At 29.2% G+C, this 17,054-nt stretch carries 15 protein-coding genes; 3 read left to right on the top strand and 12 right to left on the bottom strand.

The window, feature by feature from the left end:
• Nucleotides 1-20: 20 nt before the first annotated feature.
• The 6 genes from MBVG596_RS00670 to MBVG596_RS00695 all read right to left on the bottom strand — a co-directional run bounded on the left by MBVG596_RS00670 (nt 21) and on the right by MBVG596_RS00695 (nt 4,409).
• Nucleotides 21-1,619, bottom strand: coding sequence for an endonuclease (locus MBVG596_RS00670; protein WP_225247175.1), 1,599 nt, complete (start codon nt 1,617-1,619; stop codon nt 21-23).
• Nucleotides 1,620-1,808: 189 nt separating this feature from the next.
• The gene (rplT, locus tag MBVG596_RS00675; RefSeq protein WP_004419203.1) at nt 1,809-2,159 is read right to left on the bottom strand and encodes a 50S ribosomal protein L20; all 351 of its coding nucleotides are present in this window, start codon (nt 2,157-2,159) and stop codon (nt 1,809-1,811) included.
• A gap of 41 nt (nt 2,160-2,200) precedes the next feature.
• Nucleotides 2,201-2,389, bottom strand: coding sequence for a 50S ribosomal protein L35 (rpmI, locus tag MBVG596_RS00680; protein WP_004419201.1), 189 nt, complete (start codon nt 2,387-2,389; stop codon nt 2,201-2,203).
• A gap of 10 nt (nt 2,390-2,399) precedes the next feature.
• Entirely contained in the window at nt 2,400-2,990 is a 591-nt protein-coding gene (gene infC / locus MBVG596_RS00685) for a translation initiation factor IF-3 (RefSeq protein WP_148664025.1), read from the bottom strand.
• 279 nt (nt 2,991-3,269) lie between these two features.
• The gene (locus MBVG596_RS00690; RefSeq protein WP_004419197.1) at nt 3,270-3,506 is read right to left on the bottom strand and encodes a hypothetical protein; all 237 of its coding nucleotides are present in this window, start codon (nt 3,504-3,506) and stop codon (nt 3,270-3,272) included.
• 9 nt (nt 3,507-3,515) lie between these two features.
• Nucleotides 3,516-4,409: a nucleotidyltransferase gene (locus MBVG596_RS00695; RefSeq protein WP_096385640.1), complete on the bottom strand. Its 894-nt coding sequence runs from the start codon at nt 4,407-4,409 to the stop codon at nt 3,516-3,518.
• Between the two features lie 368 nt (nt 4,410-4,777).
• On the opposite strand from MBVG596_RS00695, the gene MBVG596_RS00700 reads away from it, so the two are divergent.
• The 3 genes from MBVG596_RS00700 to MBVG596_RS00710 are packed head-to-tail and all read left to right on the top strand — an operon-like array spanning nt 4,778 to nt 7,484.
• Nucleotides 4,778-5,362, top strand: coding sequence for a restriction endonuclease subunit S (locus tag MBVG596_RS00700; protein ID WP_225247176.1), 585 nt, complete (start codon nt 4,778-4,780; stop codon nt 5,360-5,362).
• Nucleotides 5,355-6,554 carry a restriction endonuclease subunit S gene (locus MBVG596_RS00705; protein ID WP_096385645.1) on the top strand — a complete coding sequence of 400 codons (1,200 nt, stop codon included), beginning with the start codon at nt 5,355-5,357 and terminating at the stop codon, nt 6,552-6,554. Before MBVG596_RS00700 ends, MBVG596_RS00705 begins: the two co-directional genes overlap by 8 nt.
• A 9-nt stretch (nt 6,555-6,563) precedes the next feature.
• Nucleotides 6,564-7,484 carry a site-specific integrase gene (locus tag MBVG596_RS00710; RefSeq protein ID WP_096385648.1) on the top strand — a complete coding sequence of 307 codons (921 nt, stop codon included), beginning with the start codon at nt 6,564-6,566 and terminating at the stop codon, nt 7,482-7,484.
• 45 nt (nt 7,485-7,529) lie between these two features.
• Here the strand turns inward: MBVG596_RS00710 and MBVG596_RS00715 are convergent, their stop codons facing one another.
• From MBVG596_RS00715 to MBVG596_RS00740, 6 genes are read right to left on the bottom strand one after another with little or no spacing between them, the layout of a single operon-like run.
• A complete protein-coding gene (locus MBVG596_RS00715) occupies nt 7,530-10,682 on the bottom strand; it encodes an HsdR family type I site-specific deoxyribonuclease (protein ID WP_096385651.1) in 3,153 nt (1,050 codons plus the stop codon).
• 13 nt (nt 10,683-10,695) lie between these two features.
• A complete protein-coding gene (locus MBVG596_RS00720) occupies nt 10,696-11,256 on the bottom strand; it encodes a restriction endonuclease subunit S (RefSeq protein ID WP_096385654.1) in 561 nt (186 codons plus the stop codon).
• A complete protein-coding gene (locus MBVG596_RS03810) occupies nt 11,249-12,403 on the bottom strand; it encodes a restriction endonuclease subunit S (RefSeq protein ID WP_225247177.1) in 1,155 nt (384 codons plus the stop codon). Before MBVG596_RS03810 ends, MBVG596_RS00720 begins: the two co-directional genes overlap by 8 nt.
• Nucleotides 12,396-13,532, bottom strand: a complete 1,137-nt coding sequence (locus MBVG596_RS03815) for a restriction endonuclease subunit S (RefSeq protein ID WP_096385657.1) — start codon at nt 13,530-13,532, stop codon at nt 12,396-12,398. The genes MBVG596_RS03810 and MBVG596_RS03815 overlap by 8 nt, the downstream gene beginning before the upstream one ends.
• Nucleotides 13,525-14,127, bottom strand: coding sequence for a restriction endonuclease subunit S (locus MBVG596_RS00735; protein ID WP_096385660.1), 603 nt, complete (start codon nt 14,125-14,127; stop codon nt 13,525-13,527). The genes MBVG596_RS03815 and MBVG596_RS00735 overlap by 8 nt, the downstream gene beginning before the upstream one ends.
• The gene (locus tag MBVG596_RS00740) at nt 14,127-16,775 is read right to left on the bottom strand and encodes a type I restriction-modification system subunit M (protein ID WP_096385663.1); all 2,649 of its coding nucleotides are present in this window, start codon (nt 16,773-16,775) and stop codon (nt 14,127-14,129) included. Before MBVG596_RS00740 ends, MBVG596_RS00735 begins: the two co-directional genes overlap by 1 nt.
• Nucleotides 16,776-17,054 lie beyond the last annotated feature (279 nt).

Below are 17,054 nucleotides of genomic sequence, written 5' to 3' on the forward strand. Positions count from 1 at the left end.
TGATTTTACAAGGCTTTGGATTAGAAAATTAAAGTTTTAGCTAATCCTTTATTAGTAAATACATATGACGTGTTTCCGTTAAACACTACATCAACTAATTCTGGGTAGTCTATAAATGGGTTTCGATTTTTTTGGTGTTTGTAAATTCCGTTATTTCTGTCTAAATCAAATTGTGAAATTGGATCTAGATAGTGTCATTTAAGCATTGTTTTTAAGAAATTTTTATTGATTTTGTTGCCTTGGTCAAAAAATCTTTGCGCTGGCTGATTGTGTCTGATGTTTTTGTCTTTATAAGTTAGGGCAAAGTATAAAAACGCTCTTGCAATATCGCCTTTGAATTCATCATTTGGCTCAACAACTTGCCCGCCATCTTCGACTCCCGCACCAAGTTTTGTACCATTGCTTGAAATTGTTCTGCCATTTTTAACTTCGCCGAATGGAAAGTTGCTATGAAGTGCGTTTACTTGTTTATCAGAAGGTCAAACGTGGTGTGCGTCATTTTTCATTGGTGCCGCTCTATTGAATCATGACTGAGCAACTAAGTGCTCTCTGTTCATTCCCGAACCTTCTCTATTTCCTGTATCTGAATATTTACCAAATTCAAAGTTATATTTGTCGTTTCCATTCGGAATTTCAGTGTATATGTCAAGAACGCTACCATCATTTTCATAGTATTTATCTACAAATGAATCACGATATGTAGTGTGTAATTGATCATAGCCCCCTGTTTTGTCTCTATGCGCTTTTTGAATTTTGAAAAGTTCGTCAATTAATGCTTGACCACTTTTGCCTTCTAATGATGCATAAAAGTTGCTATTTGTATATTCAACTTGTTTTGCTTCATTGATTGATTTTGCAACAATTTTAGAGCTTTTTTCATGTTTTGGATTAATTTCAACATTGCTTATTGAAGTGCTGCCTTGGTCATTATTTGGATCTTGGTCTACTGGAAAATCGTCTTGATGAGTTTCAATTCCATTTGGATTTTTTTCAAGTTTAAATACTGAAGTATAAACATTTTCACTAACGTAAGGCGGTTTATTTTTGCCATTGTATTTAGTAACTTTGTAATAAATGGTTAGTTCATTTTCATTAATTTTAAAATCAATTAAATCATTTGTCTTTTTATCGCCTTGTTTCATTGACTGGTTAGCATAATTGAATTCACCTTGATCTCTAAGTCTAAAAATAAGCTTAGCAGCAGCTCACCCGTCTTTGCCTTTTGGCTTTTCTGGAGCATAAATAATACCTTTTTTAGAGAAAGCAAAAAATAATTTATTTGTTTTTAAAATTTCAAGAACATTTCCTTTAAAACCTTCAACAAGAATTAATCCTTGATTCTGTTTTTCAGCAATTTCAGCAAATTTAGGGTCTTTGCTTCTTAAATTTGGTTCACTTTGAATAGTTTGAGTTTTTGAAGGTTGCTTTGTCTTTTTAGTAACTTGTGCAGTGTTTGTAGTTCCTGTTGAGCCTGTATTATTTTGAGGATTATTTTCTGGGATTGTTACTTGTTTTTCGGGATTTTTTGTTTGTTCAACTTTTTTACATGATATTGAAACAATGCTTGTTGAAATAATAGCAATGGGACTAATTGCCAGCATTAATTTAAATTTGTTCATTAATCTCCTAGGAATTTGAAATTTAAAAAATTCTTTCTTTAATTATATTAAAAAATCATTTAACTTATTTTTTACACGTTTTCAGACAGATTAATTGAATAAAAATAATGGAAATATTATGAAATAATAGTTGAATATAGGTTTAATAAAACGGAAAATAAAAAAACTCAGAGCACTGAGTTTGATTGATTATTTACCGTTTTTTGAAATTTCAACAAGGTTTGAAAATACTTTAGGTTCGTTGATTGCTAACTCTGAAAGCATTTTTCTGTTGATTGTAATGTTTGCTTTTTTAAGTCCGTTAATAAATTGTGAATATGAAACGCCTTCTGCTCTAGTAGCAGCATTAATACGAGCGATTCATAGTTTTCTAAAGTTACGTTTTACTTGTTTACGGTCTCTAAATGCATATGTTCAAGATTTAACAACTGCTTGTTTAGCAACTTTGTAACCTATTGATTTGTGTCCAAAATATCCTTTAGCTAATTTTAGTCATTTTTTTCTTCTAGCTCTTGTAACTGTTCCGCCTTTAACTCTCATAATTTCCTTCTTCCTTTATTGTGAATTGTGAATAAAATCTATTAAAATAGACCTTTAAATCTTTTGATGTCAGATGCGTGCATTTGAACAGATTTACGTGCTTGACGTTTTTGTTTTGTGGTTTTATTTTGGGCTAGATGTGAACGGTATGCTTGCTCTCTTAAAACCTTACCTGTACCAGTAATTTTGATACGTTTTTTTAGAGCGCTTTTTGTCTTCATTTTAGGCATATTGACTCCTTTATTCTTTGTCGTTTTCATCAGAATCTGACTCAGAATTATTTTGTTCTGTGTTTTTATCTACTATGTTGTTTTCCTTTTTGTATTTAGCAACTTTAATTTTATTTGGTTGTAAATAAAAGTCAAGGAATTTACCGTTAATTAATGTTGCTTCTTTAGTGATTTCCGCTATATCCTCAAGTAAAGCATAGAATCTATTTAATGTGTCATGACCTAATTCTGGTCTAGCAGCTTCTCTACCACGGAATTTTAAACTAACTTTTAGTCTATCTCCGTCAAGTAAAAATTCTCTAGCTTTTCTTGCTTTAGTTTTTAAATCATGTTCGCCAATCATAACTGTCAAACGAATTTGACGGTTTTGAATTACGGTTTGCTTTTCTTTAGCGGCTTTTTGTTTTTTCTTTCTTTCATACTTGAATTTGCCATAATCTAGAATTCTGGCAATTGGTTTTGGTTCTACACTAATCAAAACCAAGTCCATTCTGTACTCTCTAGCAATCTCGATTGCTTCGCGAGTTGGTGTAACGCCAATTTTGTCCCCTTCAGGTCCAATTAAAAAGACTTTTGAAAAAGGGATATTGCCGTTAATCATGTGTTCAGCTGCTGGCTTTTTATTTTTAGTATTTGTTGGTTGAATAATTAACTCCTTAAATAATAGATAAATGTAAAAATAAAAGTGGTATCCCACTTCTAAACTACGATCAAAAGAGATTTTAATTGTAGCTAGAAACCCAAGGCTATGGCCATCAGGTGAGATGTTATCTACTTTCTGCAATTAAATATTGCTTTTATATTTTAACACTTTTATTAAATATTTTATAAAATTAATTATTTTGCGTATACCAATAAAAAAACAATTGAATTAGTAAAATTAAATAACGAAACTTACTATTATTTTTTCTGCTTTTTTGATTATTTTGTATCCAAATTCATCGCTATGTTCATCTAAATATTTTATAACTTGGTGATATAATTCATTATCTTCATTGTCGATAAATTTTACTTCAACTTCATTAGCACCCTTTTCTCAGGCATCATCTAATTCAAGTTCAAAATTACAAATTGCTTGTTTGATGTTTTGGTAGTTTCCTAAAATTATTTCAATCATATTTCTCCTTTATCATTTTTTACATAAAATTCAGGCAATTATTCTTTTAATTCTGCTTGCTGTATAGCGTTTTGATACACAAGCATTAACAAAAGAATTATAATCAGGCTGATTAGCATTTTTTAGTAATAAATTTTCAATGCCTTCAGAAACCAGTTTTACCTTTTTCAATTTATTTATGTTTGTATTGGTCAAAATCTTAATAAATTTTTTATAGTATTTGTCAATAAAGCGTGGGCGCTTTATTTTCATTGGCGAAAATTGCGATATTGATTCATTATTGCGTAATTTATTGCGTAATAATGATGCTGAGGCATAATTTTCGGTTGTTGTTTCACTGTGAAAAGCAACATTTCTCTCTATTGAGTAAGGAGTGATATTGTAGTCATTAAAAATTATTGTTTTTATATACTCAAAACCCAAAATATCATTAGGCATAGTAAAGTTTTTTCCTGTTAATTCTTGCAATGCACAGCTAAAAGCTTTAGGATATGCTAATTTCTCTTTACGAATATATTTACGAATGATTTGGTCAAAATTTTGTTGGTTTTGTTTAAGAGTTTTGGCAATAAAAATCATTTGCTCAATATTATTGGATTCAGAACCAAAAACAATTTTATCAACTCCCGCTTTATATAATTTCTTAATTGCGTTTTGAGCAAAGATATGGGCGGCTTGAACACTTTGTTTAAAGTTTAACTTCAAAACTTTATTTACTCCATATTTTTTTGCTATTGCTTTGCGTTTAGCAAAGCTAGTGATGGTTAATTCGCCCCGCTGACTGAATTTATCAGTCATTACAACAATAATTTTCTCGTTAGGAAAATTTTCTTTTATTCAATTTAACTGGCGAATATGACCATTGTGAAATGGGTTATATTCTGCGACAATTCCAATAGCCATATTACTCCTTTTATTTATTAATTTTAAATAAAAAATCAATCTAAAAAAGCAATTAAAAAATATTGTTAAATATCCTTATTTTTTCAATGAACTTATTGTATGAAAGTTTGTGTTGTAGCACTAAACATCATCAATTTGTTCATTAATTTATAATGATTTTTTTGTGATTTGATTCCCAAAACTTCTAAAAATAAAAAGTTTTGTGCTTAGACTCCCAAAACTTCTAAAAATAAAAAGTTTTGTGCTTAGACTCCCAAAACTTTTAAATAAAAAAGTGGTTTACAACATAAATATTAATGATAAATATGGTTAAAGATGATATACATTTAAAATCAGCGTAAGTTAGAAAAGCCAAAAAACATTAAAATATGCTTTTAGAAAAGATGTTTGCGGACGAAAAAACACTAAAACCAGCTATTAGATTTAAAGAATTTACTAACGCTTGAGAACAGAGAAGGTTGGGAGATATGTGCATTATTTCGACTGGTAAACTCGATGCAAATGCAATGGATAAAGGCGGAAAATATAATTTTTATACCTCTGGTGTTGAAATTTATAAAATAAATAGGTTTGCTTTTTCAGGTGAAGCAATAACGATTGCTGGTAATGGAGCAAATGTTGGATATATGCATTTAGCAGAAGGACAATTCAACGCGTATCAAAGAACATATGTTTTACAGGCGTTTTCGGAAAATAGAATATTTTTAAATTATGCAATTAAAAATGCATTAAATAAAAAGATACAAGAAGAAGTTAGAGGTTCGGGTATACCTTACATTGTTTTAGATATGCTGAACAGTTTGAACCTTAATATTTCATCGAAAAATGAACAACAAAAAATCTCTAACACATTCTTAAATTTAGACTCCCTAATCACCCTTCATCAGCGTAAGTTAGAAAAGCTAAAAAACATTAAAAATATGCTTTTAGAAAAGATGTTTGTAAATGCATAAATCATTAAAACCAGCCATTAGATTCAAAGAATTTACTAACGATTGAGAACAGAGAAGGTTGGGAGATTTTCTATTTGATCCGCCCCTGGAAAAAGTCGAAGTAGAAGATGAAAATGACTTAATAACTATTGGACTAAATTTAACTGGTATTAGAATTGGCGGCAATAGAAATAAGTTTTCATTTGGTGCAACACAATACTATAAAAGGCTTGCGGGACAATTAATTTATGGAAAGCAAAACTTTTTTAATGGTTCAATTGCACTAATAAGCCCAATTTATAGCGGAAAATGTACATCTGGTGATGTTCCATCATTCAATATAGAAAATATAAATAAATATTTTTTATATCAGTTTATTGCTAGACCAGACTATTACAAATCTAAAGAATCATATTCTATCGGAACTGGTTCTAAGAGAATTCACCAATCAGAAATTAAAAAATTTCAAATAACAAGCCCAATTTCATTAATAGAACAAGAAAAAATTTCGGACACTTTTATTGAATTAGACTCCCTAATCACCCTTCATCAGCGTAAGTTAGAAAAGCTAAAAAACATTAAAAATATGCTCTTAGAAAAGATGTTTGCAGACGAAAAAAACCTTAAACCAGCCATTAGATTCAAAGAATTTACTAACGATTGAGAACAACACAAGTTTAATGAATTACTAATTAAAATAGTTGATAAAGGTCATCCAAATATGCCAACTTTAACCGCTTCTGTAACTGGAGATGTATTTCGCAGAATCGATACAGGGTATACTGTAAGCGTATCAAATGCAAGTTTAATGAACTATGTTCGAGTTTTAAAAAATGATTTCATACTTCACCTCTCATCTTTTAGAAGTGGTTTAGCATTCTCAGATTTTGATGGTATTACTTCACCAGCATACATAGTTTTAAGGCTAATTGGTCAAAATGTTAATAACCCAAAATACTGAAAACACTTTTTTAGAACTGAAGCATTTATAAAATCATTAGTTCCATTCACATACGGATTAAGAGTTGGTAAAACAATTAATCTTGATGAGTTAAATTATTCAATACTTAATGCTCCGTCATTTAAAGAGCAAACAAAAATTGCTTCATTATTAGAGTCAATTTTTAGCTCAATCACCCTTCATCAGCGTAAGCATTATTATTGATTTTTTTCATTTTTATACATAAAAAAGTATTTATTTATATGGGTGTAGAAAGGTAAAATGAAAAAATCAGAAATACTTTTATATAAATATTTTCAAAATTGAATTGATGTATATAAAAAAGGTTCAATAAGAAAAATAAGTTTTAAAAAATATCAATTGACATTAGATTGGATAATTAAAATTGCTAGAGATGTACGTTTGTGCGATTTGGATAGAACTTTATATCAACGCATACTTAATGAGTATGCACTAACTCATGAAAGACAAACTACAATGGATTTTCATCATCATTTAAAAAGTTGTTTATTAGATGCTTTTGATGATGGATATTTGACTAATGATCCTACTCGTAAAGTGGTAATTAAAGGTAAAAATCCTCGTAAGAAAAAAGTTAAATATTTGAGTCAATTTGAATTGCAATTATTAGTTAAAAATTTAAAATTAAAAGACTTTATCAATATGGATTGACTTATTTTATTGATAGCTAAAACAGGTTTAAGATATTCAGAAGCATTGGCACTTACACCACAAGACTTTGATTTTGCAAAGCAAACTCTAAATGTGTCAAAAACTTGGGATTATAAAGAGCAGGGTGGCTTTCTGCCAACCAAAAACAAGTCTAGTATAAGAAAAATCCAACTTGACTGAATGACAGTAAGTCAATTTTCTGGAATCATTAAAAATATGCCTGAAAATGAACCGATTTTTGTCACTAAAGAGCGTATTTATAACTCAACTATTAATGATGTATTAATGCGCCGTTGCAATGCGGCAGGCATTCCTGTTATTAGTGTGCATGGTTTGCGCCATACTCATGCTTCATTATTGCTTTATGCTGGAGTTTCTATTGCTTCAGTAGCTAAGCGTTTAGGTCATGCTAGTATGAACACCACCGAGAAAGTTTATTTACATATTATTAATGAATTAGAAAACAAAGATGTTGACTTAGTAATGAGATCGATATCACTACTTAATTAAAAAATTATTATTACACCCATAAAAAACAAAAAGCCACTTTTGTGGCTATTTTTTGTCTTTTTGTTCTTCGATTCATTTTTCAACAAACGAAATAAAGTCTGCTGGCAGAGCTTTTTTTGGTTTTCTATTTAGTTTTAGTGCAAATTTTTCCCTTATTTCATTTGTATATGATTTTTCACATAAATCATGCAATCTATTATTAACATTGATTGGTTCAGTTGAGTTAATGATTTTATTAATAGCTTTAGAATCAAAGTTTCACTCGTTGCAAAATTCTTTTAGAATTTCACTCTCGATATTTAAAATAGCTTCAGTAAATTCTTCATTAATGTCTAGATAATCTCAGTTTTTTTGATTATTAAAATATGGTTCTAAAATTCGCAATAATATTTCTTGGTGTTCAGCTGTAAAACTTGCAATTGCATGCACGATGCGTTCTCTTGTGCGATCTAATTTGATAATATCATTAAGTTTAGCTAAATTTAATGGAATTTTTTCCCGATAAGGGCTATATTCTGTTGATAAATTTTGCAATTCTAGAGGATCTGATTCATCTTTAGTGCCAGAAGCGTGATTTTCTTTTTGATGTTCTTTCAAATAGCGAGTTATATCCTCGTTTCTAGCAACTAACGCATCAAAATCATGTTCTGTATATGTTATAGTACTACAAATGTCATTAGGATTTTTTGCTCTTTCTCAACTAAAGCCCATAATCTTAGCTGCTCTTACATCATTAATAATTTTATTTATTAATTTATTAGCTTTTCTCATGTTTTCTGTGTATTGCAAATTATTATTGTGTTGTTCGGGGTAAATTGAGCCAAATCAGGTGTGTTTACTATACATTAAGAAAAATTTTTTTACTTCTGCAAATGTATTATTGATGCTTAATAGACGATCTTCAAAACTTGTAGTAAGTATTGATTCAATATTTATATCTGCATACTTGCTTAGAGCTTTATCAAGGTTGTAGTTCATTGTGTTGGGTTGACGATAGAATATTACATTACCAAAATCCTTGCCAGGAAGTGTTCTGTTAGTTCTTGAAATAGCTTGAATTAAATGCTCATAAGTCATAACCTTGTCAAAATAAATTGTATTAATATATTTAGAGTCAAAACCAGTTAGCATCTGGTTAACTACAATTAAAAGTTGCAATTTATCTTTATTTTCAATGTTATTAAAATTACCTTTTCGTGATAATCTTTTTGATAAATCTTGCTTAAATTGAGCACTATCATTCACATTTATTACTTTGCTAAAATCATTGTTATATCTATTAATGATATTATTAATAGCATCTGCTTTGTATTCAGTTTTTGTTAACTCTTCTTCGCGGTCAAGGCTTTGGTCAAAAAGAGCAGTAAATTTAAAGTCTTTGTATTTTTCATTATTATCACAAGCCTCTGCAAATAATTCAAAATACTCAATAGCATCTGGAATGCTTTTAACAGCAAATATAGCACTATAGCGTTTATCGTCTAAAAAGTATTCTTGAGTGTTTAATATATCCTCAACAATCAATTTTTTAAAGCGTTTATCATCATAGTACCCACCCCTCAATAAATCATCTTCATAATCTCGATTAATTTTTTTATCATCGTTATTAAGGTCTCTAAAATGACTTAATTTATCTACTATTTTGCTAATTTTGTCAGTATACAAACCTTTTTTAACGAATTTTATAGCACTTTCTTTAATGTTTTTTATAGCACTTTCAATGTATTTAGTAAATATATTATATTCAATATTAAAGTCTAATATCTTTTTATCTTGAATACCATTCTTTAATGTGTAGCTGTGTAAGAGTTCACCAAAAATATCTTTAGTTTCAAGACCATTTTTTGAGTTTTCTTTACCAAGTGGTGTGCCAGTAAAACCAATTAAAGCAGCATTAGGGAATGTTTCGTTGATATTTTTAATCATTTCACCTGATGTGCTTCTGTGTGCTTCGTCAAAAATAAAGACAATTTTTTGTGAAGCCGCTCTGTTTATTTCTCTTTCTGAAAAGTTTTTTGTATTTACTCTAGATTGTTTTTGGATTGAACCAACAATTATAGTGTTCATTAAATTTTCTTTTTTTATTAAAGAAATAAGGTCATCAGTTGATGAAGCTATTTCAACATTGACTTTTCCGCCTTTAAAACTGCTAAATTCGCTAAAACTTTGTGTCCCTAATTCGGTTCTGTCAACTACAAAAACAACTGTATCAGCAATATTTCATTCAAGTAATAATTGCGATAATTTAAAACTAGTTAGAGTTTTTCCAGAACCTGTTGAGTGTCAAATATGACCAACTTTTGCACATCCAGAACGATTTGGGTCAAAGAAAATTTTTTTATCCGTTCTAAACTTTCTTTCAATTTTATCAATTGCATGAAATTGATAGCTTCTTAAAATTAATGGATTAATCTCATTTTCTTGGCAAACTGTAAAGTCAGCAATAAGTCGGTGTGCCATTGGAATTGATAGAAAATGTTTGACAACATCTCTTCAATCTCTTAAAACATTGTTTCGGTCATCGTGTCAATAACTAAATGATTGTTCATTAATAAATTGACCAGAATGATCTGTTGGCATATATTTCATTTCTTCAGGATTCATAGCAACACTAACTTGAACTAGTTTTAAAATTTCGTCAAAACCACCTGAATTAATGTAGTTAGAAATTTGGGTTATTGATTTTGATATACTAATTCCTTTTGCCTTTAATTCAATATGGAATAAAGGCAAACCATTAATTAATAAAATAACATCAGCTCTATGCTTGCGGTTAACTGCTTTTCAAGGCAGCTCTACTTCTTTGGCAATTTGATAAATTGAATCACCAGCATTAATCTCTTTTCTACTGAAGATTTTTAAATATATTTCCTTGCCATATTTTTCTGTATCTTTTTTATTATCTCTTTTAATAGCAATTGTTTCGCTATTTATTAATTTATTAGCAGCTGCTGTGCTATTACATTGTTTAATTTTCTCTTTTAATTGCTCTTTTTCGCCATCTGTAAGGTCAATGTTATTTAATCTATCCTTATTATTGCGATAAACAATTTTAAAAAAGTTATTTCACAAATCTTCTATAGTGCATGATTCTAAAACTGGTTTAATTTCCCTGTTTATATTTCTTCAGCCGTTTTCTTGCAAGGCGTTGACTAAATCATTTTGAAATTTTCTTTCACTATCTTTATTTTCTATCATTTGTTTATTCTCCTTAGACAAACATTTTTATCAAGTTGCTGTTTAATGTTTTAAGATTTTTTAACTTATGCTGATGAAGGGTGATTGAGGTGTTTAAATTTAAAAATAAACTAGAGATTTTTTGTTGTTCATTAAAATCTGTTACCCAAAAATTCATGCTCATCAAATCATTGGAATTTAATTTTTTTCTATCAGAACCAACTAATATAGTTGATAAATCATTTGCGTTTATTAAGTACTTTAAAAACAATGTTGAATTATTTTTGTTAGATTTTAATACATGAGCATGATTATTAACTCAAATTTTGCCATTTACATATTGAACAGGATAGTTTTTTAAATCATTAGCGCCATCTTCAGCAACCAAAACGAACTCTCCATTATGTGTGTGTCCCTTTATATAGCCTTGAATTCCATTAGCTCCATAATATGGGGTGCTGCCCTTTTCCCTCATATGTTCACTAATTGGAACACGCAGATTATCGTATCTATCGGCAATATCTCCCAACCTTCTCTGTTCTCAAGCGTTAGTAAATTCTTTGAATCTAATTGCTGGTTTAAGTAGTTTATGCATTTACAAACATCTTTTCTAAAAGCATATTTTTAATGTTTTTTAGCTTTTCTAACTTACGCTGATGAAGGGTGATTAGGGAGTCTAAATTTAAGAATGTGTTAGAGATTTTTTGTTGTTCATTTTTCGATGAAATATTAAGGTTCAAACTGTTCAGCATATCTAAAACAATGTAAGGTATACCCGAACCTCTAACTTCTTCTTGTATCTTTTTATTTAATGCATTTTTAATTGCATAATTTAAAAATATTCTATTTTCCGAAAACGCCTGTAAAACATATGTTCTTTGATACGCGTTGAATTGTCCTTCTGCTAAATGCATATATCCAACATTTGCTCCATTACCAGCAATCGTTATTGCTTCACCTGAAAAAGCAAACCTATTTATTTTATAAATTTCAACACCAGAGGTATAAAAATTATATTTTCCGCCTTTATCCATTGCATTTGCATCGAGTTTACCAGTCGAAATAATGCACATATCTCCCAACCTTCTCTGTTCTCAATCGTTAGTAAATTCTTTGAATCTAATGGCTGGTTTAAGGTTTTTTTCGTCTGCAAACATCTTTTCTAAGAGCATATTTTTAATGTTTTTTAGCTTTTCTAACTTACGCTGATGAAGGGTGATTGAGCTAAAAATTGACTCTAATAATGAAGCAATTTTTGTTTGCTCTTTAAATGACGGAGCATTAAGTATTGAATAATTTAACTCATCAAGATTAATTGTTTTACCAACTCTTAATCCGTATGTGAATGGAACTAATGATTTTATAAATGCTTCAGTTCTAAAAAAGTGTTTTCAGTATTTTGGGTTATTAACATTTTGACCAATTAGCCTTAAAACTATGTATGCTGGTGAAGTAATACCATCAAAATCTGAGAATGCTAAACCACTTCTAAAAGATGAGAGGTGAAGTATGAAATCATTTTTTAAAACTCGAACATAGTTCATTAAACTTGCATTTGATACGCTTACAGTATACCCTGTATCGATTCTGCGAAATACATCTCCAGTTACAGAAGCGGTTAAAGTTGGCATATTTGGATGACCTTTATCAACTATTTTAATTAGTAATTCATTAAACTTGTGTTGTTCTCAATCGTTAGTAAATTCTTTGAATCTAATGGCTGGTTTAAGTAGTTTATGCATTTACAAACATCTTTTCTAAAAGAATATTTTTAATGTTTTTTAGCTTTTCTAACTTACGCTGATGAAGGGTGATTGAGGTGTTTAAATTTAAAAATAAACTAGAGATTTTTTGTTGTTCATTAAAATCTGTTACCCAAAAATTCATGCTCATCAAATCATTGGAATTTAATTTTTTTCTATCAGAACCAACTAATATAGTTGATAAATCATTTGCGTTTATTAAGTACTTTAAAAACAATGTTGAATTATTTTTGTTAGATTTTAATACATGAGCATGATTATTAACTCAAATTTTGCCATTTACATATTGAACAGGATAGTTTTTTAAATCATTAGCGCCATCTTCAGCAACCAAAACGAACTCTCCATTATGTGTGTGTCCCTTTATATAGCCTTGAATTCCATTAGCTCCATAATATGGGGTGCTGCCCTTTTCCCTCATATGTTCACTAATTGGAACACGCAGATTATCGTATCTATCGGCAATATCTCCCAACCTTCTCTGTTCTCAAGCGTTAGTAAATTCCTTGAATCTAATGGCTGGTTTTAGTGTTTTTTCGTCTGCAAACATCTTTTCTAGAAGCATATTTTTAATGTTTTTTAGCTTTTCTAACTTACGCTGATGAAGGGTGATTGAGGTGTAAAATGATTGTAATATCTCAGAAATTTTGTTTTGTTCATTTATATTGGGATACTTAACTATTATTTCAGACATAACATTTGACATTAACTTTGGGTTATTTGTTTTATTAACGAACTTTTGAGTAATTTTTCCAATAGACTTTGAATAAAACAAGTTTGGTTTCATTAGTTTTTCAGATAATATCCCACAGACGTTTGTTGCATAAAAATAGCCTTTTCTGTAAAAAACGGTTCCTGCATTTGCTCCATCTGTAGTCCAAGTTATAGAGTTTTCGTGTAAATAACTATTGTTATAACCTAAAAGTCCATCATTTTCTGTTTGAGATGAGTAAACAGGGTAGATAAAATCACCAAATTTATATGGCTTCATTTCACCCTTACTCAATACATAACCGCGACTTATGTTAAATAGTTCGCCAACTCTTCGTTGTTCTCAAGCGTTAGTAAATTCTTTGAATCTAATTGCTGGTTTAAGTAGTTTATGCATTTACAAACATCTTTTCTAAAAGCATATTTTTAATGTTTTTTAGCTTTTCTAACTTACGCTGATGAAGGGTGATTGAGCTAAAAATTGACTCTAATAATGAAGCAATTTTTGTTTGCTCTTTAAATGACGGAGCATTAAGTATTGAATAATTTAACTCATCAAGATTAATTGTTTTACCAACTCTTAATCCGTATGTGAATGGAACTAATGATTTTATAAATGCTTCAGTTCTAAAAAAGTGTTTTCAGTATTTTGGGTTATTAACATTTTGACCAATTAGCCTTAAAACTATGTATGCTGGTGAAGTAATACCATCAAAATCTGAGAATGCTAAACCACTTCTAAAAGATGAGAGGTGAAGTATGAAATCATTTTTTAAAACTCGAACATAGTTCATTAAACTTGCATTTGATACGCTTACAGTATACCCTGTATCGATTCTGCGAAATACATCTCCAGTTACAGAAGCGGTTAAAGTTGGCATATTTGGATGACCTTTATCAACTATTTTAATTAGTAATTCATTAAACTTGTGTTGTTCTCAATCGTTAGTAAATTCTTTGAATCTAATGGCTGGTTTTAATGAGTTAGACATTATTTACCACCTAAAATACTAATAAGTTCATTAATAGCTTGCATATCACTTTCTTCACCGTTTAAGTCTTTTAATAATTCAACAAGTTTTTGTTCATTATCGTGAATTTGAGAATTAATATCACTTAAAGTGTATTTGTATTTATTTTCAAGGTTTTCAAATTTAGCGATGTAATCATCAATAATTTCTGTTCCTTGTTTACTTATTTGTTTCATTATTGGCTCTGACCATTTGTCTATTAATAGTGCAAAAACTTCATCTTTATTAAGCGAGGTATATTTTTCATATGATTCAATAACCAATGTTTGCTCTAAATTGCTTAGTGTTTTTCTTGCTTTTGTTTTTTGGTTAATTAAATCATTGATTTCTAAAATTTGAGATTCAAATGAATCAGCTTCAGGAGTTTCCTTGATACTTTTAGCATATTTTTGTAATTCTTTGGTATCTATTTTGCCTTCAATAAATATTGGTTCATTTTTCTCTGATTCATCAATTGAATCTTCAATTTCACTAATTCTTGATTCAATATCTGTTAATTCGTCTTTTAAATCTTTTATTTGGCTATTTTCGCTTGCAAAATATTTTTGGCAGATAAATTCATTGCTAAATAATTGTGAATTTCATTCAACAATTGAATTGTCTTTTTTTCTTTTGACATCTAAAATTTCAGAATCTTTTAAAAATTCATCAATGCTTAATTCATTATTTTCATAATATGATATTAATTCTAAATCGTCTTTGATTTTTTCAATATTGTTCATTAATATTTGGTAAATATCATATTTTTCAATGAATGCTAATTCTTCAATATTATTGAAAATATAGTCAATCAATTTATTTTCTAGATTATGTTTAATATTTTTTAAATTATCCAAATTGCCGCATGTATTTAGTAAATAATTATAAAAATCTTTAGCAATCTGTTTAAATTTCTCTAAATATGCTTTTATTTGTTCATTTTCAACAATCGAATTTCGAATTTCGCCATTTTCGTTGCTTAAAATTGAATAATAGCCTGGTTTAGCATCACTGAAAAGCGATTCTTTAACTGTTGGGAAATTATTTAAAAATTCTGAATACTTAGCAAGTTCATTTTCGCTTACGCCGCCATACATTGAAGAATATAAGTCGTGTGTTTCATCTTTTGAAAAGTTGTCAATATAGCGAGATATATTTAAGTTGTAGTCATTTTGCTCAATTTCTTCTAAAGAAACAATTCTTGAAAAGTTTTTAATTTCTCTACGGTTATTAACAGTGTCAACAATTTTACGAATGTGTTTTGCTTCCAGTTTATTATCTTTTCCATCTTTAACATAAAGTTGTGAGGCATCAATGAATTGAATATCGCTTGTTGGTTTTTGCTTTTTAATGACCATAATAATGGTTGAAATACCTGTGCCATAAAAGATATTAGCCGGCAAGCCAATAATTGTGTCAATTTGACCTTTTTTAATTAGCTGGGTTCTTATTTCTTTTTCACTGCCGCCTCTAAATAAAACACCATGTGGCAGCACAATTGTTAAAATTCCATCTGGGTCTAAGTGGTATAAATCATGTAAAAGAAACGCATAATCAGCTTTTGAAGAAGGAGCTACACCATAACTTTTGTAACGTTCGTCACTTTCTTTATTTACATTATTTCATTTTTGCGAGTATGGTGGATTAGAAACTACAGCGTCAACACTTTGGTAAATGTAATAACCATTGTTATCAAAAAATGGTCAATCTTGTTCTAGTGTATCTGCATTTCTAACATGAATATTAGCAGTATTAATCCCTTTCATTACCAAATTCATACGTGTTAAGTTAAATGTTTGTTTATTAAGTTCTTGTGCGTAATAAACAACTGGGCTTGAACTTTTTGAGTATTTTTTAAATGTTTCACCAATTGTTAAAAGTAGTGAACCAGAACCAGAAGTTGGGTCATAAACTTTAATTGTTTCACGGTCTTTTAAATGATAAGACACAATTTCTGCCATAAGTGTTGATACTTCATGTGGAGTGTAAAATTCACCACCTTTTTTACCCGCACTAGAAGCAAATTTACCAATTAAATATTCATAAACATAGCCTAAAACATCATAATTTTGATTTTCAGTTGGGATTTTTTGGATGTTTTCCATTAATTTTAGTAATTTTTCTGTTTGTTCATCCGAGTTAATTCCTAATTTACTTAATTCATTTTCAAAGACAAAAAATATACCTTCAAAAAGCTCACGACACCCATTAGTTATCGAACGAATAAATTCGTTAATTGCTTCTGACAGCACACTAACACTAAATTTATTTTTGTCTTTTGATTCTTGACTAGTTCATGTTTGGTATAAATTTTCATAGTAAATAAAATAACCACAGTCAGTGTTAATTCTATCTTTAATTGTTTGCATATGTTGGTGGTCATTTAAAGTTTCGGTTTGGTCAAAATCAATTTCTTCTCAGTTGATTTTGGCTGAAAAATATTTTAAGTCCGAGCGGTCAACACCTTGTTTAAGTAGCTCATCTTCTTGTTTTTTTGATAAAAATCGATAAAAAATCAAACCTAAAATATAGTTTTTATATTCATTAGCATCTAAATTGCCTCTTAATTTACTAGCCGAATCTCAAATAATTGCACCAAGTTCGTTTTTTGAAATAATCTTATTACCCATATTCTCTCCTTTATATTCATACTTAATATTTATATTATAATTAAGTTATTAATTTTATGCCTGCATAATTAGAAAATACGGGTATATTTTTAAATGGAATAATTTATATGAAGTTCCTGTCCAATTTGGAGCTTTTTTGTTTTTTATTTTAAAAATGATTGAAACAAAAAAGTCCAAGGCCCCACAATTAAATTTTTACCTTAATTTGTGTTCACTTGAACTTACAATCAAGCGATATATATATATATTTCTATTTCTCTTTTTCAACCTTTATTTATT

Source organism: Mycoplasmopsis bovigenitalium (assembly GCF_002356075.1).
Taxonomy (GTDB): domain Bacteria; phylum Bacillota_I; class Bacilli_A; order Mycoplasmatales; family Metamycoplasmataceae; genus Mycoplasmopsis; species Mycoplasmopsis bovigenitalium_A.